Below are 19,881 nucleotides of genomic sequence, written 5' to 3' on the forward strand. Positions count from 1 at the left end.
AATGTAACTTACAGAATGTAGGTTAGCGAGAGGACATCACTGTGGAGCACTCCGTACTGATCCTGGGCGGGTCCGGCGAGGTGGGCGCGGAGACCGCGGCCCTCCTGCGCCGGTGGCACCCGGAGCTGCCGTTGACGATCGCGGCCCGCGATCTCGGCCGCGCCCGGCGGGTCGCCGACGAGCTCGGCGGCGCGACCGCCGTGACCATCGACGTGCGCCGGGACGGCCTCGGCCTCCAGCCGACCGACGGCTACTCCGCGGTCGTGGCAGCGCTGTGGGACAGCCACCTGAACGGACTGCGTTACGCACAAGACCACGGCCTGCCGTACATCAGCATCTCCAACGGCCTCAACGACATCGGACCCGAGGTCGCCGCCGCCGGCCTGCGAGCCGGCGCGGCGCCGATCCTGCTGGCCGGCCACTGGTACGCGGGAACCGTCGTCCTCGCCACGCTCGCCCTCGCCAGGCAGTTCGACCGGCTCGACACCATCGAGGTCACCGGCGTGCTGGACGAACAGGACGGCGGCGGACCCGCGGCCGTGGCCGACGTCGCACGCCTGCTGGCCGCCGCTTCGGCGGCACCCGTCCGCCGCGACGGCGTCTTCGACTGGCTCAGCGGCCCCGACGCGCAGGTGGAGATCACCAGCATCGACGGCACCGTACTGCCCGGCCAGCTCGTCCCCATCCTCGACATCCCGAGCCTGGCCGTCGCGACCGGCGCGGCCAACGTCCGCGTCGCCTTCGCGATCGGCGAATCGGCAGGCAGGCGGCGCGGCGGACCCAGCTCCGCGGAGGTCAGAATCGACCTCGAAGGCGTGGATCGCACCGGCGCACCCCTCAGGACGAGCCACTACCTCCTCCACCCGCAGGGACAGCGCCCCCTGACAGCGCTCGGCGTCGCCCTCGGCGTCGAACGGCTGCTCGGCCTGCGCGGCGCCCCCGTGCAGCCCGGTCTCCACACCCCCGAGGCATTGATCGACCCCGGCTACGCGGCCGAACGGCTGGCGGAGATCGGCGCCACCTTCACCGACGCGCACGGCGGACCAGCGTCTCCCCCTCGGATGTAGGCGTCCCGTGAGCAGGGGAGGAAAAGGTCTCCGCGATCACCTCGGCTACGTCGTCCGGGCTCTGGTCAGGCCGCCGCGTGCACCAGGGCCTCGGAGACCTGGGACAGCACGGCCCGTGCCACCGCGTCGGCCCGGCGCAGCAGCGTCGCGAACCCACCGGCGGCGGTCAGGGAGCCCAGGGCGAAGCGGCGGTCGTGGACGGAGCCGTCCCCGGTGATCAGCCGGCCGTCGGGGAGGCGTACGTCCAGGAGGCCGGCCGCTTGACGGGCCTCGCCCCGGGCGTACAGGCCGGCGAGCAGCGGGTCGGCGCAGCCGTCCGGCCCGGACGGCAGCCGCCGCGCCTCGATGAGCGTCCGGGCCCGCGTCAGGCCGGGAACGGTGGGGCCGCTCGCCCGCCAGCCGTCCTCGTCCTGCTCGATGCGCGGCTCGGCCCCGATGAACGTGACGATCCCCGCCCTGGCCAGGGCGTGCAGCTCGGCCTGGCGGGCCAGGGACGGGCCGTCGGCCAGCAGGCCGAACAGGTCCTCGAACCACGGATCGCCGGCCATGCGGGGGCGCGCGTCCCGCAGCGCGCGGATCAGCGCCAGGTCGGGGCTGAAGGCGGGGTCGGCCCGCCGTTCGAGGTCGGCCGCGAGAAAGCCGTGCATCCACCGTTGCAGCCCGGCGAGGTCGCCGAAGCGCATGCCGCGCAGCGGGCGGGCGAGCCGGTCCAGGTGGAGCCGGTCGGCGAAGCGCGGCACGGACCTGGTCACCAGCGCGCGCATCTCCCTGCCGCCCGGTTCGGCGCGGACGAAGGCGGGCTCGAACGCCGCCCACGTCGTTCTCGTACGGGACGGGTGTGCGGTGAACAGCTCCCGGTAGTAGGCGTACGCCAGTTCCTTGGCCGTCGCCTGCCGCTCGTCGCCCTCGTACGGGAACCGCCGCGCCCGCGCCTCCCCGGCCGGCTCGTATCCGGGACGGGCGTGGTGCGGCACGCCGCGCCGCGAGCCCACGTACAGGAGGGGTTCGAAGCCGCCGGGCAGGTAGACCGGCTCGCCCTGGCGTCCCCGGGTGAAGCGGCCGCCGCGCCCGACGGTGAGCGGCGCCAGCAGGTCGGTGAACGCCCGTCCCGCGCCGCGCACGAGCACCGGCTCGCCCGCGGGGACGTTCTCCAGGTCGTGGCCGGGGCCGCCGGGCAGGTGGAGCAGCCCGTCCCGGGCGGCGACGTCATGCTCCCCTGACCCGGGGCGGCCCTGGGCCAGCACCACGGCGTCCGCCTCCAGGGTCCGGCCGCCCAGCAGGCGTACGAGCTGCCGGCCCGCCGACTCGGTGAGCCCGATCGCCCGGTCGCGATGGACGTGCACCTGGACGCCGTACGGCGTCTCGCACTCGGGCGCGGCGGGGTCCACCACGTGGACCTCGACCGTCCGCCCGCCGCCCGGCTGCGGGGCCCCGGCGCAGATCCTGTCCACGACGCACGTCCCGGCCGGTCCCGCGCCGATCACCACGATCCTGCCCACCGCGTGGTTCATGATCACGACGCTACCCGCCGCTCCCCCTATAGTCAACTATCCCTACTGGATATACATGGAAATGGAAGTGCGGGGAACGGGTTGTCCGGCAGGAGCAGCACCCGGCGCGCCCGGTCCGGCTGCCCGGCCGCGTCCAGGTGCAGCAGGGCCGCCCCGATGCCGGCCGCGCCGACCATGTAGCCGGTGTCCGCGCTCACCTCGCCGGGCCGCACCCGGCGGTAGGCCTGGTACCAGCGGTAGCCGCGTCCGTCGTGATCGTCGGCCCTGGCGACCAGGTCGGCCGCGAGGGTGCGGGCGAACTCCAGGCAGGAGGACCGCCCCGTGACCGCCCACAACCCCACGAACAGCTCCACCAGCCCGGCCGTGCCGCAGCACTGGCAGGCCGAGTTCCAGTAGCCCGGCGTACGGCGCGGCGGGGCGGAGCTGTCGACCACGCCGCGGGCCAGCCGCTCCACCCAGTCCAGGTCCTCGGGGTCGCCGGTCACCCGGTACAGCTCGTAGAACATCCTGGCCACCCCGGCCGCACCCGAGCAGAACCCCGCGTAGTACAGCTCCCCGGAGCGCGGCACGTGGTGCGGGACCAGCGCCCGGTCGCCGCCCGTCACGCTCACCTCGCGTACGAAACCGGCCCCGCTGCGGGCGGCGCGGAGGAATCGCTCGTCCCCGGTCACCCCGTACAGGCGGGCCATGAGGAAGGCGATCCCGGCCGAACCGGTCAGGAAACCGGGGGCGACCGCGTCGGAGGGCAGCCCGTCCAGGCCCCCGTGCCGGCGGCCGGGCACGGGCAGCCCGGCGATGCGCAGGCCCGCGCTGACGGCCGCCTCCTCGTACGCGGGCTCACCGAACCGGGCGGCCGCGCGCAGCAGCCCCAGCACGATGCCCCCGTCGCCGAGCTGGGCAGGGTCGAACGTCCAGCCGAAGCCGTCCACCCGGGCGTGCCCGCTCGCGACGACCAGGTCGGCGATGGCCGCCGCCGCGGCGTCGAGCCGGTCGTCCCCGAGCGCCCAGCCGGCCTCCATCAGCGCGATCATCGTGCCGGTCAGCCCGTGGTGCAGCGTCAGGTCGTCCTCCCGCCGCCAGGTGGCCGCCAGCCAGTGCGCACCCTGCCGCGCGTCCTCCAGGTACGCCTCCTGCCCGGTGGCGGCGGCCAGCTCCAGGAAGAACAGCACCACCCCGGCCGCGCCCGAGTACAGGGACCGGGGCCGCGGCCGCAGCGCCGGCCTGCCGTGCCGGTCCGGGTTGGCCCGCCAGTGCCTGCCGTGCTCGTCGTCCACGGCGGCGGACCTGATCCAGCGCGCGGTCGAGATGGCGGCCGTCATGGGAGAGTGAGCACGGGCGCTCATGGGGCGGATCTCGTCCAAGCTCATGTCGGGACTATGGCACACCTTCCGGACAAATGCAGACTATTTCCGTAGGTTTGGTAGGGAATTTTGCCCGGCGGGTCCGTGCTCGACCAGCCGGCCGTCGCGCAGGACCGCTACCCGGTCGGCGATCCGCGCGGCCAAGGGCAGGTCGTGACTGATGACGATCAGGGTCACGTCGAGGGCGGTCAGCTGGTCGAACACCTCGGCCTCGGTGACGGGGTCGAGGCCCGAGGTGATTTCGTCGCAGATCAGCACGTCGGGGCGGGCGAGCAGCGCGCGGGCCAGGGCGGCGCGCTGGAGCTCGCCGCCGGACAGCGCGTGCGGCCGGCGCCGGCCGGCGCCGGGGTCCAGCCCGAGCGCGGCGAGGGTCTCGACGGCCTCCTCCCGGGCGGCGGGCACGGGCAGGCCGCGCAGGCGTACGGCGGTCCTGGCGACCTGATCCACGACAGCGCGGTAGGGGTCGAACGAGGCCAGGGCGTTCTGGAAGGCGTACTGGACGCGGGCCAGGTCGGCACGGCCGCGCCGCCGGGGCAGCGGACGGCCGGCCAGGCGGATGACGCCGGAGGACCACGGGCGCAGCCCGGCCACGCAGCGGGCCAGCGTCGTCTTGCCGCTGCCCGAGCGGCCGACCACGGCCAGCCGTTCACCGCGCGCCACGTCGAGGGTCACCTCGCGCAGGATCCCGGCGCCGAGGTCCTCGATCTCCAGGAGGGCGACCGGTTCCGCACGGGACTCCGGCTCACGGGGGCGCGCGGTGACGAGAGCCCTGGCGTACGCGGTACGCGGGCGGTCCAGGACCGTGGGGCCCGACTCGACGACGCGGCCGTCCTTCAGCACGACGACCTGGTCGGCCAGTTCCCGTACCAGTTCGAGGTCGTGGCTGAGCAGGACGACGGCGACGCCGAGCCCGGACAGCTCGGCGGCGACCTCGGCCCGGGTGACGGCGTCCTGGCCGGTGGTGGGCTCGTCGGCGACGATCACGGACGGGCCGGCCAGCAGGACGTGGGCGAGGACGAGCCGCTGTTGCTGCCCGCCGGACAGCTGGTGCGGGAAGCGCCGCAGGAAGTCCCGGTCGCCAGGGAGTCGGGCCTTGGACAGAACCTCCGGCACGGCGGTGCCGTGGCGGGCCGCGAGCCGGCGGAGCACGGTGCCGATGCGCAGCACCGGGTTGAGCACGCTCGCGGGATGTTGCGGGATGAATCCGACGGTTCCCGGCGGCGGGGGCTGGCCGGCGGCGATGCGGCGTCCGGCCACGGTGACGCGGCCGGTCACGCGGGCGCCGGGCGGGTGTTCGCCGAGCAGGGCGAGCGCGGTGGTGGTCTTGCCGCTGCCGGACGCGCCGACCAGGGCCAGCGTCCGCGCGGCGGGCAGCGCGAAGCCGACCCCGTCCACCAGGGTCCGCCCGGGTACGGCGACCGTCAGATCGTCAACGTGCAGCATGAGGGGCCCTGTTCAGTACGCGGTCCACGGTGAGGTTCAGCCCGACGGCGAGCATGACGATCATCAGGGCGGGGGCGAGCACCGCCCACGGGTTGAGGAAGAGCCCGCCCCGGTTGCGGTCGACCATCACCGCCCAGTCGCTCGCGTCCGGCGGCCCCGCGACGCCGAGGAAGCTCGCGGCGGCGATGAGATAGAGCGAGCCGGTCAGCCGGGCGCCCGCGTCGGTGGCGAGCACGCGGGCCAGGGACCGGGCGACGAACCCGACGGTGATCCGCCACCAGCCCTCGCCCTGCAGCCGCATGGCCTCCACGGCCGGACGGCTGCCCGCCTCCAGGGCGCACGCGCGGACCAGGCGGGCGATGTCGGGCAGGTGCACCAGCATGACGATCCAGACGAGCACGCCGTCAGGAGCCAGCGCGGCCACCACCAGGAGCAGCAGCAGGGACGGCACCGCCATCAGCAGGTCGAGCGGCCGCATCATGATCTCGTCGAGCGCCCTGGGCGCGCTCGCCGCGGCCAGCCCCCACAGCGTGCCCAGCAGATACGCGCCGGCGGTGGCCAGGACAGCGGTCATGACCAGGGCCCGCCCGCCCAGCAGCACCTGGTGCCAGACGTCGCGCCCGGCGAAGTCCGTGCCGAGCGGCCCCACGTCCGCGAAGGAGGCGGAACGCGCCACCTCGTACGGGACCAGCGGCCCCGCGAAGGCCACGACCAGCGGCACGGCGAGCAGCAGATACCTCATGCGCGCGGCGCCAGCCGGAACGAGACGACGTCGGCGACCAGGTTCACCAGCACGGTCGTGGCGGCGAACAGCAGCGCCAGCCCCTGCAGGACGGGAAGGTCACGGTGCCCGACCGCGTCGGCGAGCGTGCGGCCCAGCCCGGGGATCACGAACACGGCCTCGACCACGATCACCCCGCCGAGCAGCCAGTCGACGGTGCGGGCCAGGTGCTGCACGACCGGCGCGAGCGCGTTGGGCAGCGCGTGCGCGAACCCGTTGAGCCCCAGGCGGCGGGCGTGCCGCACGTACGGCGAGGCCAGCACGTCGATCATCGCCGAGCGGACCAGCCGCCCGGTGGAGCAGACGGGCCGGACCAGCAGCACCGACACCGGCAGCACCAGCGCGGCGGCGGTGAGCCCGCCGAGCCCGGTCGGCGGCAGCCACGCCAGCACCACGCCGAAGACCGCCACCAGCACGATGGCCAGCGCGAACTCCGGCACCGCGTAGAGCGCGGCACTCACCGTGGTCAGCGCCCGGTCGAACCTGCCGCCCTCGCGCCGGGCGGCGGCGACCCCGAGACCGACCGCGAGGGGCACCAGGAGCAGCACGGTGAGTCCGGCCAGCACGGCGGTGGGGGCCAGCGCGTCCAGGACGATCCCGGTGACCGGGCGGCCGGAGACGAGCGAGGCGCCGAGGTCGCCGCGCGCCAGGGCCTGGGCCCAGGAGGTGAGACGTTCGGCGAGGGGGCGGTCCAGGCCGAGGGCGGCGCGGATGGCCGCGATCCTCTCCGGATCGGGCTGGTCGCCCGCCAGCACCACCGCGGCGTCGCCGGGCAGGGACTCCACCATCAGGAACACCAGGCAGGCGACCCCGGTGACCTGAACGACCCCCACGGCCAGGCGACGGGCGGCGTAACGGGACAGGCTCACGCCAGCCGCACCTTGTCGAACCTGGCCCAGTCCAGGGTGTTGGCGGGCGCGGGGAGCACGCCGGTCACGCCGGGCGAAGTGGCGACGATCCAGTCGGCGAACCCCCACACCAGCAGCCCGCCCTCGGCGTGCAGCATCCGCTGCATGCCCAGATAGGCGGCCTCCCGGTCGGCCGCGGACGGCGCGGAGACGGCCTCGCGGTAGAGGGCGTCGAACTCCGGCCTGGCCCACTTGGTGGCGTTCGTGGTCGAGGTGGACAGCAGCCGCTGCGCGATGTGGGTCTCGATCGGCATCGCGCCCGAGCGGAAGCTGACGATGGAGCCCTTGGTGAGGATGTCCGACCAGTACGTGTCCTTGTCGCCGCTCACGATGGTGGCCTTCAGCCCGGCGGCGCGCAGCTGGTCGGCGAAGACCGTGGCCGCCTCGACGAAGCCGGCCGCGGCCGTGGAGGTCGTCAGCTCGACCGGCAGCCCGTCCGCGCCCGCCTTCCTGATCAGCGCCCTGGCCCGGTCGAGGTCGAACGGGCGCTGGGGGATGCTGTCGGCGTAGTGCAGGTAGCCCTTGCCGAACAGGTCGTTGCCGATCTGCCCGGCGCCGGGCATGACGGTGTCGACGAGCTGCCGCCGGTCGGTGAGCAAGAACATCGCCTCCCGCAGGTCCGGATCGTCGAACGGCGCGCGGTCCACCTTCATCGCGAACGCGTTCATCGAGCTGCCCGGCGCGCGGACGATCGTGAGGCGTCCCGCGTGCTGGCGGGCGGAGGCCGGGGAGAGGTCGTGGGCGTAGTGGACCTGGCCGCCGAGCAGCGCGTTCACCCGCGCGGACTCCTCGTTGGCGATGAGGAACTCCAGCTCCTCGATCGACGGCGCGCCTTCCCAGTAGTCCGGGTAGCGCTTGAGCAGCACCGAGCTGCCCGGCTTCCACGACACGAAGGAGAACGGCCCGGACCCCACCGGCCTGCTGAAGTCCGTGGTCCCCTCCGGGACGATGTACGCGCCGAAGGCGGCCAGCACGTTCGGGAACTCGGCGAACGGCCGCCTGAGCCCGAACTCGACCACCCGGTCGCCGACGGCCCGGCTGCTCCGCAGGTCGATGAGGGCGAGGCTGGACTTGGCCCGGAACGTCTTGCCGGGGTCGGTGATCCTCGCGTAGCTGGCCAGGACGTCCTGGGGGCGTACCGGGCGGCCGTCGTGGAAGGTCGCCTGCCTCAGGGTGACGCGCCAGCGGGTGAAGCCGGCGTCCGGCTCCCAGCTCTCGGCCAGGCGGGGCTGGGGTGAGACGTCCGAGCCGAGATCGGCGAGCTTGTCGTACAGGGCCTTGGCACGTGCGGCCTCGTTGAACAGGTTGGCCAGGTGCGGGTCGAGCACCTCGGTGGCGCCGCCGCCGGCGAACACGGCACGCAGCCTGCCCCCTCCGGTGGAGGGCGCGCCGCCCGTGCCGCATCCGGCGAGCAGAGCGGCTCCGGCGGTCGCCGCGAGGAAGCCGCGGCGGCTGAGATGGTCACGCATCATGGGGGTCCTTCGCGGGTCGGTCTCGTACGGGTCGGTCTCGTACGGGTCGGGGAAGTTCAGGCGGGCACAGCCGTGCGGCGTTCCAGGGTCAGGACGGCGGCCGCGCAGGCCAGGCCGATCGCCGCGCACACGACGAACCCGGCCGCGCCCGCCCAGCCGATCAACGCGGTGCTGGCCGCGGCGACGATCCCCGAGACCAGGTAGAAGACGCCGAAGTAGGTGCCGGCCAGCGCATCGCCGCCGAAGGCGCCGATGCGCTCGTACACGAACGGCTGGGCCGTCATCAGGCCGAGAGCCAGCGCCAGCGCCGCGACCAGCACCGGGACGATGCCCGGGAGCAGCGCGGGAACGAGGAAGCCCGCGCCCATCACGGCCAGGCCCCACGCCATCGCGCGGTCCCGGCTCACCGCCGACCCCAGCCACGTGGTGATCCGCACCTGGAGCGCCAGGGTCGCCACGGTGGACACGAGGAACAGCAGCGCCACCGAGCCCGCCGTGCCCGTCGCCCGCTCGGCGGCGAGCGGCAGGACCAGGTAGAGCTGGTTCTGCAGGGCGTACATGCCGCTGAGGGACAGCGTGAAGGCGAGGAAGCGGCGGTCGGCCAGGCAGCGCCGCCAGTCGCCGAGCACGGACGAGCCGCTCGGCGTCACCTCGCGCGCCGGCAGCACGCACGCCTGCGCGACGGTCAGCACCACGAAGATCACGGCGGCGGCGACCGCGGCGGCGCGGAAGCCGACCAGCAGCAGCACGCCGCCGAGCACCGGCCCGCACAGCGCCCCCGCCTGGGCGTACACGTTGAACAGCGCGAACGCCCTGGCCTTGTCGGGCGCGGCCACCGCGATGTACGCGCGGACCGCCGGGTTGAACAGCGCGCCGGCCAGCCCGCTGAGCACGGCCGCCGCCAGCAGCAGCGGCAGCGTGACGCCGAACGCGAACAGCCCGAACCCGACGGCGCGCAGCGCGCACCCCGCGATGATCACGCGACGCGCGCCCAGCCGGTCGGAGGCCGAGCCGCCGATCAGGAACAGGCCCTGCTGACTGAGGTTACGCACCCCCAGGACGACGCCGGTGACCGCGGCCGACAGGCCCAGATCCTTGGTGAGGTGGCCGGCCAGGTAAGGAACCAGCAGGTAGAAGCCGGTGTTGACGCCGAACTGGTTGACCAGCAGCAGCCGTACGGGCCAGGAGAGCTCTTTCACGCCGCCCGCACCGGCACCCGGTGCCCGCTTTCGCTCATCAACGGATGTGCCCTGCCCTCTCCTCTGGCCTCATGTCGTGGAAATGATTACCATTTCTGTCATGGCATGGCAATCCAGACATACGGTCGGCGGAGGCGTACGGACGGCGGCAGGCACAGCGGGCGCGGCGGCGATCGGGGTGGCCGATCGGTTGGAGGCGAGCGGCTCGCCGACGCCGCGATCTACCGCGCCGGCCGCCGCAAGGCCGACCGGACCCGCTTGGCGGTGTTCTCCGCGTGGCCGATCGGCGTCCTTCCTCGCCGGCGCGGCCGAGGGCGCTCAGCCCAGGCTCGGTCGCAGGGCCACCACGGCGGGCACCGGGCTGTAACGGGCCACCAGCCGGGCCAAGGACTCATCGATGCAGCCGAGCATCATGATGATCGCCTCATGGTCGGCCTCCAGATGGCGATGGTGGATGGGGACGTGATGAGCGATCTTGTTGCGCAGCACCCGCAGGAAGTCCAGCCGCCGATGGAGCGCGTGCCGCCCTCCGCGATAGCCGGGGAACGCCCGGTACAGGGAGGCCCGCCACAGCCGCTGGTCGTAGTTGTTGCCGCGCCCGACCAGACTCACCCAGAACCCGAACGGTAATTCGGCGACCACTTCCGGCGGCGTGCCCCGCAGCCCCTGCCGGCCCAGCTGGTGGACGGCCTCCCTGATCTTCGCCTGGGCGCCGTAGTGCAGGTCCGCCTGCGGGTGATCCCACCAGTCCTCACGTTCGAACAGGTGGGACATGCGCTGGTCGAGCACGCTGCGCAAGGCGAGTTCGAGGTGCTGCAGGGGGCCGTAGAAGGCCGCCGCGACCTCGGTGTTCCAGCAGAACAGCCGCAGCGCGGCCACCGGGTCACCCCCGCAGAACGCCTCGTACTCGGGCAGCCTGGCCTGGGTCAGCACCCCGTACAGATGCCGAGCCTCCTGCTGATCCACAGACCTTGCCTCCCTCGGCCGGACACCGCGTGCTACCGTGGATGACATAAGCCCCGGGATTGCCTCTGCTCGCAAGCAGCCCGGGGCACAGCTGTCTCTACGGGCTCCAGCCCGGCGACTCGGCGAGAGTAACACGCTGTCACGAAGGATGCCGGTCCTTCGCGTACGCCTGTCGTCGCAGCTCCGAGCAGGCGCCGGGCTCCAGTCTGACGACGAAGGGCGCCGGTATGGACGGCGGTCCCGGCGCCTTTACGCTGTAGATCAACGGTTGTTCGACGGCCGCGGAAGAGAGCGCCGGTTCCAGACCGCGACCGGGTGACAAACTTGTCGATTTCCGACTAAAAATGCCGCCGCATGCTCCATGATCAGCAATTGACTCGTTCGTCTTGCGCGTACGGGTCAGTCCCTGTCAACAGAGGATCGGAGCGTTTTGCGGAAGAGAACGACCCTGCTCGCCACCGCCGTCCTGGCGTTAACCGCCTTCCTCCCCGCCCCGCCGGCCGCCGCCGCGGCGGCCACCGGGCAGGGCGGGATCGCCTGGGCGCCCTGTGAGGAGGAGCCCAGCGCCGAGTGCGGCAAGCTGACCGTGCCGATCGACTGGTCGAAGCCCGACGGCCCGACCATCGACCTGGCCCTGGCCCGTCGCAAGGCCACCGACCCCGCCGCCCGGATCGGGTCGCTGGTCATCAACCCGGGCGGCCCCGGCGGTTCCGGTGTGGAAGCCGTGTACGGCGCCCCCGACTCCTACACCCAGGAGCTGCAGAAGCGGTTCGACATCGTCGGGTTCGACCCGCGCGGCGTCGGCCGCAGCCACCCGGTGATCTGCTCGGCCTCGGTGTACAACCAGATGCCCCACACGGTGATGTCCAGCCAGGCCGACTTCGACGCCTGGAACGCCTTCACCAAGAAGCTGCACGCCGACTGCCGCGCGCGTACCGGCCCGCTCTACGACCATGTCGACTCGCGCAACGTGGCCAGGGACATGGACGCCCTCCGCGCCGCGCTCGGCGAGGAGAAGTTGAGCTACTACGGCATCTCGTACGGGACGCTCATCGGACAGATGTACGCCGAGCTGTTCCCGAACCGGGTCCGCGCCCTCGCGCTGGACAGCAACATGGACCACAGCCTCGGCGTCGCGGGCTTCCTCGCCACCGAGGCGCTGGCCGTCGAGGACGCCTTCGACCAGTTCGTCGGCTGGTGCGAGGCCGACGAGAGCTGCGTCCTGCACGGGCGTGACGTACGCAAGCTGTGGAAGGACCTGCTGGCCAAGGCGCGGCGCGGCGAGCTCGTCTACCCGAGCACCGGCACGAAGATGACGGAGCTGCAGGTCATCTACAACGCCGCGCTCGGCACCGAGGGCCCCGACTGGCGTACGCTCAGCGAGGTCATCGACTGGCTGAGCGGCGGCGCGGAGCCGTCGTGGGTGCCGCCGCTGCCCGGCCGGGGGCCGGTGGAGGGGGACGTGGCCGAGCTGCCGACGCGCATCCTCTGCCAGGACTACAACCTCAAGGTGCGCAACTACAACGAGTACGCCGCCCTCATGCGCGCGTCCAACGCGCTGGCGCCGGACACGCGGTACCACCCGTACCCGATCGACGACCTGCCGATCTGTCTCAACTCGACGCCGACCAACCCGCCGCACCCGCTGCGGTACACCGGCGAGGCGCCGATCCTGCTCGGCAACTCGCTGCACGACCCTGCCACCCCGTACATCTGGTCCGCGAACGCGGCCCGGCAGCTCGGGCCGAAGGCGGTGCTGCTCACGTACGAGGGCTGGGGGCACCGCATCTACGGCAAGGACAAGTGCCAGGACGACATCATCGACCAGTACCTGATCGCGCTGACCGTGCCGCCGCGCGGCACCCGGTGCGCGGTGGGCACGCCCGAGGAGAGCCTGCTCAAGAAGCAGACGCAGCGGACGTGGCCGACTGACCAGGCCCACTGGGCGTCCTGATCCGGGAGCTCGCCCCGCCGGTCGGACGACCGGCGGGGCTACTCGCTGATCCACTTGGTGAAGGTCTGACCCGTGAGGGTCTCGAAAGCCGCGTCGACTTCTGCGGGGCTTCTCTGGTGTGCCTCACGCAGGACCGCGACGGCGTTGTCGAGAATCTCTCGTGCGAACTCTGGCAGCTCCTTGCCTGCGGCCAACGCCTCGGCGAGGGGCGTGACAGCCTCGCCGTGCTGTTGCGCCTCGCTCAGCGTCCATCCGCGGACGACAAGACTCTGTACGTAGTGAGGCAGGTAGGCGTCGCGGTTGAGTTCGACCAGCTGGCGGCGCAGGGCGACGGCCTCCTCGGACATCTCGACGGCCTCGGCCACCCGCCCCACCTCCGCCAGCAGGGCGGCGTAGTTGTTCAGCGACATCGCCAGGTCGGGCAGATAGGCGTCCCAGTTGAGCCCGGCCAGCTCCCGGCGCAGGGCGACGGCCTCCTCTGACATCTCGACGGCCTCGACCCCCCGCCCCACCTCCATCAGCAGGGCGGCGTGGTTGTTCAGCGACATCGCCAGGTCGGGCAGGTAAGCGTCCCAGTTGAGCCCGGCCAGCTCCCGGCGCAGGGCGACGGCCTCCTCTGACATCTCGACGGCCTCGGCCTCCCGCCCCACCTCCGCCAGCCGGAGGGCGTGATTGTTCAGCGACGTAGCCAGCTCAGGCAGGTAAGCGTCCCAGTTGAACCTGGCCAACTCCCTATAAAAGGTCGCGGCCTGCTCGGAGACCTCGGCTGCCTCGGCCCGCCGACCCATCTCCGCCAGCCTGAGGGCGTGATTGTTCAACGAGCCGGCCAGGTCGGGCAGGTAGGCGTCGCGGTTGAGCCCGGTCAGCTCCTGACGCAGGGCGACGGCCTGGTCGGAGACCTCGACGGCTTCGGCCCGCCGCCCCACCTCCGCCAGCCGGTTGGCGTGATTGTTCAACGACGTGGCCAGGGCAGGCAGATAGGCGTCGCGGTTGAGCCCGGCCAACTCCCCGTACAGGGCGACGGCCTGCTCGGACACCTCGACGGCCCCGGTTCGCCGCCCCACCTCCGCCAGCAGGAGGGCGTGATTGTTCAACGACGTGGCCAGGGCGGGCAGGTAAGCGTCGCGGTTGGACCCGGCCAACTCCCCGTACAGGGCGACGGTCTGCTCGGACACCTCGACGGCTTCGGCCCGCCGCCCCACCTCCGCCAGCCGGAGGGCGTGATTGTTCAACGAGCCGGCCAGGGCAGGCAGATAGGCGTCGCGGTTGAGCCCGGCCAACTCCTGACGCAGGGCGACGGCCTGCTCGGAGACCTCGACGGCTTCGGCCCGCCGCCCCACCTCCGCCAGCCGGTTGGCATGATTGTTCAACGAGCCGGCCAGGTCGGACAGGTAAGCGTCGCGGTTGAGCCCGGCCAGCTCCCCGTACAGGGCGACGGCCTGCTCGGACACCTCGACGGCTTCGGCCCGCCGCCCCACCTCCGCCAGCCTGAGGGCGTGATTGTTCAGAGACACCGCCAGGTCGGGCAGGTGAACGTCGCGGTTGAGCCCGGCCAGTTTCCGGCGCAGGGCGACGGCCTGCTCGGACACCTCAAGGGCTTCGGCCCGCCGCCCCACCTCTGCCAGCCGGAGGGCGTGATTGTTCAGCGACATCGCCCGGTCGGGCAGGTAGGCGTCCTGGTTGAGCTCGGCCAGTTCCCCATGCAGGGCGACGGCCTGCTCGGACATCTCGGCGGCTTCGGCCCGCCGCCCCATGTCCGCCAGCCGGGTCGCGTGGTTGTTCAGTGAGATGGTCAGATTGAGCAGGTGAGCGTCACGGTTGAGCCCGATCAGCTCCCCGTACAGGGTGACGGCCTGCTCGGACACCTCAAGGGCTTCGGCCCGCCGCCCCACCTCCGCCAGCCTGAGGGCGTGATCGTTCAGCGACATCGCCATGCTGGGCAGGTAAGCGTCGCGGTTGAGCCCGGCCAATTCCCCATACAGGGTGACGGCCTGTTGGCTGGCCTCCAAGGCGGCCCGATGTTGACCGGCGTTGGTCAGGCGCAGGGCGTGGCCGGCGTGGAGTTGGGCGTGCTCGGCAGGGTCGGTGGTGGTGGCCAGGCGGTGCGCGGTCAGTCGGGTGGACAGCGCGGCCATGCCGATGTCCAGGTCGATGTGCCGGCCGGCCGGCAGGTGAGCTTCGATGTGCTGCAACAGGGCGGGGTCGATGCCGGGCAGGCCGGCCAGACGGGCCAGGGCAGCGCCGCCGGCGTACAGCATCAACTCGGGCCGGGCGGCGAGCAGCGGGTACAGCTGCGTGGCGGCGACGTGCGGCCAGCGGCGAGCGGTCTCGATCAGCATGGTCAGGGCCGGGCGGATCCACGGCGGCACCTGCCTCTGGTGGGCTTGCCCGGCCGGGGCGGCGAGCAAGCCGGACAGGGCGTGGCCGGCCCAGTCGTCAGCAGCAGGCCCGGCCACGGCGGGGTCGGGGATCGCCAGGGCGGCGAAGTCTTCGGCGAGCCGGTCCGGGTACAGCGGCTCCAGCACCGTGCCCGCCTGGGCGGGCGGATAGCAGTAGGCGTGGTCGTCGAGCAGGGTGTTCGCGCGCTCGACGGTCCCGGCCAGATCGGCGTGCCGCAACGCCCGGCGGGCGTCGGGGCGGGCCAGCGGCCGGGTGAACGTCGCGGCGAAGACGGCCCGGCCCATGGTGACCGGGTCGCTGACCAGGGGCTCAGGCAGGCGGCGGTGCAGCTCGGCCCAGTGCTCGCGCTCGCGGCGCAGCAGATAGGCCGAGGCACGGGCCGGGTCTCCGGGTTCCTCCTCACCGTGGCGGTGAGCGTCGACCGCGGCCAGCGCCGCGATGTGCACGGTCAGCACCTGGGCGTACTCGGCGTCGTCGACCAGGCCGGCGGGCGGCGCGATCGTCGCCGCCTTCTCGGGCGGCAGGGCGAGCTGGGCGGCGAAGTGGTCGCGCGCTTCGGCGAACAGCCGGTGCCGCATCGCCGGCTCGGCGACCAGCGGCGGCAACGCCTGGGCGTCGGCGTCGACGTCCAGCACCCGTTCGGCCCAGGCGGTGATGCTGTCCCACCACACCCCGGCCGGGCGGGCCAGCAGCAGCACCCGCACCCGGCCCGCGTGCAGGACCGGCTCCTGCAGCAGCTCGTACAGGGCCGGCACCGGCCAGCGCTCGGCGTAGTCCACCACGAGCAGCAGCCCTGGCCCGTGCTCCCCCGCCTCGGCGACGGCACCGGTCCGTCCTGCGCCCGGCGGGTTGGTGCTCGCCTGGCACACCCGCCATCCGGCCTGGCGCGACAGCTCGGCGAACCGGGCGGCCAGCCGGGTCTTGCCCTGGCCGCCCGGCCCGTGCAACAGCCGCACCCCCAACCCGGGCACGGCCTCGTCATCACGCCAGCCGGCCAGTTTCCGCAGGTCATCCTGCCGGCCGGTGAAGGGCACCACCCGAGATCGGGCCCGCAACAGCAGGGACGGCTGCGCCCGCACCCGGGCCGGCCGTACCGGCCGGGGTTCCGCGGGGAAGTCCTCGATGCGGTAGGCGGGTTTCCACTGGTAGACGTTCAGCACCCCGTCCTGGACCGCGTTGACGACCCCGCCCGCAGCCGGCGCATTCACCTGCACCTTGGGGACGCCGCTCGCCGAGGACGGCGGCTCGGTCACGGCGACGGCTCCTGCGCACCACCGTCAGGGGCGGCGGGATTGTGGATGTTCAGGGTGCCGCCCTGGACCGCGTTCACAGTCCCGCCCGCGGCCGGCATGTTCAGCTGCGTCTGCGTGCCCGCTGCCGGGGGAAGCTGCACCGGCGGCTCGGCGGTGGCCTGCCCGCGATCGGTTCGCAGCTGCAGCCGCAGCGCCGCGACCGCGATCACCAACCCGGCTGCCCCGATGAACATGCTCACCACGCTGGCCCGCTGGTCGAGGATCTCCAAGACCTCCGGCGGCAGCTGCAGCGGGTCGGCGAAGAAGCCCACCAGCCCGACCACCAGCAACGCGGCCATCACCACCAGGGCCGCGACGCTCACCCCGCGCCGCACCCGCGAAATCGACCCGCGTCCGGAACTCTCGCCTGTCTTGGACATGCCTCTAGAGTGCGCCCGGACCAGCGCAAGCAGGGCCGAAAGCGACGAAGACGTTATTTACCATCTCAAGGCCCGGATGACAGACGCACCGCGCAGCCACCCCGCCCGGAGCGACCACCTGGGCATCTTGATCAGTTACGCCACGCAGGGCCGGTCCCGCTCCCCGAGACGCGGGCGACTCGGGGAGCGGCGAGCACATCGCGGCGGATCCTCGGTTTCACGGCCTCGTATGCCGCCGGCCAGCGGTTCAGGCGGCGCACTCCAGGCAGATCTGCTGACCGCTCAGCTCCGAGACGCGCTGGCTGCGGTGCCGTACCAGGAAGCAGTGCGAGCAGGTGAACTCGTCGGGCTGGGGCGGGATCACCCGCACCGCCAGCTCCTCGCCCGACAGGTCGGCGCCGGGCAGCTCGAGCGACTCGGCCAGCTCGGTCTCGTCGACGTCGATGGCGGCGGACGCGAGGTCGGGGCGGCGGGTCAGAGTGTCCGCGTAACCCTCCTGCCCGGCGTCGTCGATCTTGCGCGGGCTGTCGTAGTCGGTCACCATGGCGTTCATCCGTCTCCTCATCTCGTGCCTGCTGGCCGGTGGCCGCCGGTCTTGTGCCCAAATACGGGGAAATAGTCCTCTTGGGGCGGGAGAAAAATCAGATCCTTCGCGGGGCCGCCGAGGAAGTATGATCCGGGTATGAGCGAGGTCAAGAAGCGGATCACCATCACCGTGGACCCCCACCTGGCCGGGTACGCCGAGCAACTCGTGCAGGCGGGCAAGGCGGAGTCGGTGTCGGCGGCCTTCAACGAGGCCATGGCGATCAAGCGGCAGCGTGACCAGCACGCGCTGGCCAAGCTCCGCGAGCGCGCGGCGCACGCCGACCCGGCACGGGTGGAGCGCATGAGACGGCACATCGAGGCCCAGAGCCGGGCGGCGGGCTTCGAGGTGGCCGCGGGTGAGTGACCACGTTCCGGCGCCGTACATCCTCGACGCCGGCGTCCTGGCGGAGATCGCGCGGGGCGACGCCGACCTCATCGGGCTCGTCCTGGACTACGACCGGATCGGCCAGCCCCTGGTCATCTCGGCGCTGACGGCCGCCGGGGCGCTGCTGGACGCCCCCGGGGAGGAGGCGAGCGCGCTGCTGTCCGGACTGACCGCGTTCGAGCACGTCCAGGTGGCGGCGCTCGACGGCGTGGAGCAGGCGGCCCTGCTCGCCCAGATGATCCAGCGGACGGGCGTGGACCCGTGGGACGCGCACGTCGCGGCGCTGGCCCTCATGGCGACCTGCCCGATCCTCACGCTCGATCGCTCCCGATGGGAGCGGACCGCCGCCGGCCTGGACGATCCGCTCTACTTCATCGAGATCGCCGACCCCGGCGAGTGAGGCCGGGAGGCGACGGTTCAGACGGGGGACGGGATCCTGGCCCGGCCCGCTGGTGGCCGAGGGCGCGCGACTGGCGCCGACGCCGGCGGGGAGCAGTATCCGGGGCTGATCGAGGAGTTCAGCAGACCGGGTGGCGACTGACCGACGGGCGGAGGGGAGGAAGCCGCGGCCGGCACGTCCTCGTCTTCGTCACGTGGCCGGGGGCCGCAGGCCGAGCCACTGCTCGGCGCCCCAGGCGTGGAACCGCTCGACCTCGGTGAACCCCAGCTTCGCCGCGAGGCGCATCGAGCCGACGTTGGCGCTCTGGGTGGTGAGCACCACCGGCTCGCCGGGAAGGACGCCGTCGAACCAGCCGAGTGCCGCCGCGCACGCCTCGGCGGCGTACCCCCGCCCCCACGCCTCGGGCAGGAACAGGTAACCGAGGTCGGCCTTCCCCACGGCAGCCGGGCGGCGGTGCCCGGTCGCTCTCCTCAGCAGGACCTGGCCGATCATCGCCCCGTCGAGCTCGACGACGAAACTCCCGGGCCATCGCTCGGGCACCTCGGGCATCTCACGCTCAATCTCGTCGCGCGGACGGGGACCGCCGAGATAGGTGTGCACCTCCGGCGAGGCGAGCAGCTCGATGAACGTCGTACGGTCCCGCGCCTCGGGCTCACGGAGCACGAGCCGCTCGGTCCGGATCAGCCCAGGCGGCCAAGGCACCTGCCCTGAATCTGACATGCGCGCAGCCTAACAATCCCGTACGTGAAAATCAGCCTCGCACGGCCGCCAAAAAAGTGATATCACTTAGATAGCAGAGTGAAATCGCAGCGAAGGGACGGACGATGGCGAACACATCGGGCGGGGCCACACTGGAGGCCGCTGTCGTGGACATGCCGGCACCGCGCACGAGCGAGCACCCGGTGCGGGCGGCCAACGGGTTCGTGATGCTGGGAGTGGCGACGGCGCTGACCCTGGGCGGGATCGCGCTGTTCGTCGTGGGGATCGTCATGCTCGCCTCGGAGGCCGGGCAGGGCGGCGTCTGGGTGGCCGTCGTGAGCGTCCTGATGTTCCTGCTCGGGCTGCTCATGTACTTCGGCCTCACCGCGGTCGCGCCGGGCGAGGCCAGGGTGGTGCAGCTGCTCGGCCGGTACGTCGGCACCCTGCGCACCCCCGGCTTCCAGTGGGTCAACCCGATCACGCTGCGCCGGCGGGTGTCCACGAGGATCCGCAACCACGAGACGGACGTGACGAAGGTCAACGACGCCGACGGCAACCCGATCCAGATCGCGACCGTGGTCGTCTGGCAGGTGCAGGACACCGCGCAGGCGGTCTTCGAGGTGGACGACTTCGTGGAGTTCGTGGCCATCCAGGCGGAGACGGCCGTGCGGCACATCGCGGGCAGCTACCCGTACGACGCCCACGGCGAGCCCAGGCTGTCCCTGCGGGACAACGCCGACGAGATCAACGAGCGGCTGTCCACGGAGATCGCGGCCAGGGTGGCGTCCGCCGGGGTCAAGGTCATCGAGTCCCGCATCATCCACCTGGCGTACGCGCCCGAGATCGCCCACGCCATGCTGCGCCGCCAGCAGGCGGGCGCGGTGGTGGCGGCCCGGCAGCGGATCGTCGACGGGGCGGTCGGCATGGTGGAGATGGCGCTGGCCAAGCTCGCCGAGCACAACGTGGTCGAGCTGGACGAGGAGCGCAAGGCGGCCATGGTCAGCAACCTGCTCGTGGTGCTGGTCGGTGACCGCGACACCCAGCCCGTGGTCAACACGGGCACGCTCTACCAGTAATC

17 protein-coding genes are annotated in these 19,881 nt (G+C 72.6%); 5 read left to right on the plus strand and 12 right to left on the minus strand.

Annotated features, from left to right (window positions below; all coding sequences use genetic code 11):
• Window positions 1–41: 41 nt before the first annotated feature.
• Entirely contained in the window at window positions 42–1,067 is a 1,026-nt protein-coding gene (locus ACBR40_RS06405) for a hypothetical protein (RefSeq protein WP_371247850.1), read from the plus strand.
• 65 nt (window positions 1,068–1,132) lie between these two features.
• Here ACBR40_RS06405 and ACBR40_RS06410 read toward each other — a convergent pair whose 3' ends face one another.
• From ACBR40_RS06410 to ACBR40_RS06445, 8 genes are all read right to left on the minus strand, one after another.
• On the minus strand, window positions 1,133–2,578 hold the full coding sequence (locus tag ACBR40_RS06410; protein WP_371247851.1) for an FAD/NAD(P)-binding protein: 1,446 nt from the start codon (window positions 2,576–2,578) through the stop codon (window positions 1,133–1,135).
• A gap of 32 nt (window positions 2,579–2,610) precedes the next feature.
• Window positions 2,611–3,945, minus strand: a complete 1,335-nt coding sequence (locus ACBR40_RS06415) for a lanthionine synthetase LanC family protein (RefSeq protein ID WP_371247852.1) — start codon at window positions 3,943–3,945, stop codon at window positions 2,611–2,613.
• Between the two features lie 36 nt (window positions 3,946–3,981).
• Window positions 3,982–5,382: an ABC transporter ATP-binding protein gene (locus ACBR40_RS06420; RefSeq protein WP_371247853.1), complete on the minus strand. Its 1,401-nt coding sequence runs from the start codon at window positions 5,380–5,382 to the stop codon at window positions 3,982–3,984.
• Window positions 5,369–6,124, minus strand: a complete 756-nt coding sequence (locus tag ACBR40_RS06425; RefSeq protein ID WP_371247854.1) for an ABC transporter permease — start codon at window positions 6,122–6,124, stop codon at window positions 5,369–5,371. Before ACBR40_RS06425 ends, ACBR40_RS06420 begins: the two co-directional genes overlap by 14 nt.
• Window positions 6,121–7,032: an ABC transporter permease gene (locus ACBR40_RS06430; RefSeq protein ID WP_371247855.1), complete on the minus strand. Its 912-nt coding sequence runs from the start codon at window positions 7,030–7,032 to the stop codon at window positions 6,121–6,123. Before ACBR40_RS06430 ends, ACBR40_RS06425 begins: the two co-directional genes overlap by 4 nt.
• Complete coding sequence (locus ACBR40_RS06435) at window positions 7,029–8,543, minus strand: ABC transporter substrate-binding protein (protein WP_371247856.1); 1,515 nt, start codon at window positions 8,541–8,543, stop codon at window positions 7,029–7,031. Before ACBR40_RS06435 ends, ACBR40_RS06430 begins: the two co-directional genes overlap by 4 nt.
• A 56-nt stretch (window positions 8,544–8,599) precedes the next feature.
• Window positions 8,600–9,742, minus strand: coding sequence for an MFS transporter (locus ACBR40_RS06440; RefSeq protein ID WP_344207781.1), 1,143 nt, complete (start codon window positions 9,740–9,742; stop codon window positions 8,600–8,602).
• Between the two features lie 318 nt (window positions 9,743–10,060).
• Window positions 10,061–10,708: a hypothetical protein gene (locus tag ACBR40_RS06445; protein WP_371247857.1), complete on the minus strand. Its 648-nt coding sequence runs from the start codon at window positions 10,706–10,708 to the stop codon at window positions 10,061–10,063.
• A 430-nt stretch (window positions 10,709–11,138) separates the two neighbouring features.
• Between ACBR40_RS06445 and ACBR40_RS06450 the strand changes: the two genes are divergently transcribed.
• The gene (locus ACBR40_RS06450) at window positions 11,139–12,662 is read left to right on the plus strand and encodes an alpha/beta hydrolase (RefSeq protein WP_371247858.1); all 1,524 of its coding nucleotides are present in this window, start codon (window positions 11,139–11,141) and stop codon (window positions 12,660–12,662) included.
• A gap of 38 nt (window positions 12,663–12,700) precedes the next feature.
• Here ACBR40_RS06450 and ACBR40_RS06455 read toward each other — a convergent pair whose 3' ends face one another.
• The 3 genes from ACBR40_RS06455 to ACBR40_RS06465 form a co-directional block, all read right to left on the minus strand.
• The gene (locus ACBR40_RS06455; protein ID WP_371247859.1) at window positions 12,701–16,315 is read right to left on the minus strand and encodes a tetratricopeptide repeat protein; all 3,615 of its coding nucleotides are present in this window, start codon (window positions 16,313–16,315) and stop codon (window positions 12,701–12,703) included.
• Window positions 16,312–16,734: a hypothetical protein gene (locus ACBR40_RS06460; protein ID WP_371247860.1), complete on the minus strand. Its 423-nt coding sequence runs from the start codon at window positions 16,732–16,734 to the stop codon at window positions 16,312–16,314. The genes ACBR40_RS06455 and ACBR40_RS06460 overlap by 4 nt, the downstream gene beginning before the upstream one ends.
• A 247-nt stretch (window positions 16,735–16,981) precedes the next feature.
• Window positions 16,982–17,278, minus strand: a complete 297-nt coding sequence (locus ACBR40_RS06465) for a DUF4193 domain-containing protein (RefSeq protein WP_344207957.1) — start codon at window positions 17,276–17,278, stop codon at window positions 16,982–16,984.
• 138 nt (window positions 17,279–17,416) lie between these two features.
• Here ACBR40_RS06465 and ACBR40_RS06470 point away from each other — a divergent pair, with 138 nt between their 5' ends.
• Window positions 17,417–17,683, plus strand: coding sequence for a hypothetical protein (locus tag ACBR40_RS06470; RefSeq protein ID WP_329594113.1), 267 nt, complete (start codon window positions 17,417–17,419; stop codon window positions 17,681–17,683).
• A complete protein-coding gene (locus ACBR40_RS06475) occupies window positions 17,676–18,104 on the plus strand; it encodes a type II toxin-antitoxin system VapC family toxin (RefSeq protein ID WP_143082465.1) in 429 nt (142 codons plus the stop codon). The genes ACBR40_RS06470 and ACBR40_RS06475 overlap by 8 nt, the downstream gene beginning before the upstream one ends.
• Window positions 18,105–18,293: 189 nt before the next feature.
• Here the strand turns inward: ACBR40_RS06475 and ACBR40_RS06480 are convergent, their stop codons facing one another.
• On the minus strand, window positions 18,294–18,824 hold the full coding sequence (locus ACBR40_RS06480; protein ID WP_371247861.1) for a GNAT family N-acetyltransferase: 531 nt from the start codon (window positions 18,822–18,824) through the stop codon (window positions 18,294–18,296).
• 104 nt (window positions 18,825–18,928) lie between these two features.
• On the opposite strand from ACBR40_RS06480, the gene ACBR40_RS06485 reads away from it, so the two are divergent.
• The gene (locus ACBR40_RS06485; RefSeq protein WP_371247862.1) at window positions 18,929–19,879 is read left to right on the plus strand and encodes an SPFH domain-containing protein; all 951 of its coding nucleotides are present in this window, start codon (window positions 18,929–18,931) and stop codon (window positions 19,877–19,879) included.
• The last annotated feature ends 2 nt before the right edge of the window (window positions 19,880–19,881 follow it).

The organism is Nonomuraea sp. AD125B, from assembly GCF_041402765.1.
Taxonomy (GTDB): domain Bacteria; phylum Actinomycetota; class Actinomycetes; order Streptosporangiales; family Streptosporangiaceae; genus Nonomuraea; species Nonomuraea bangladeshensis.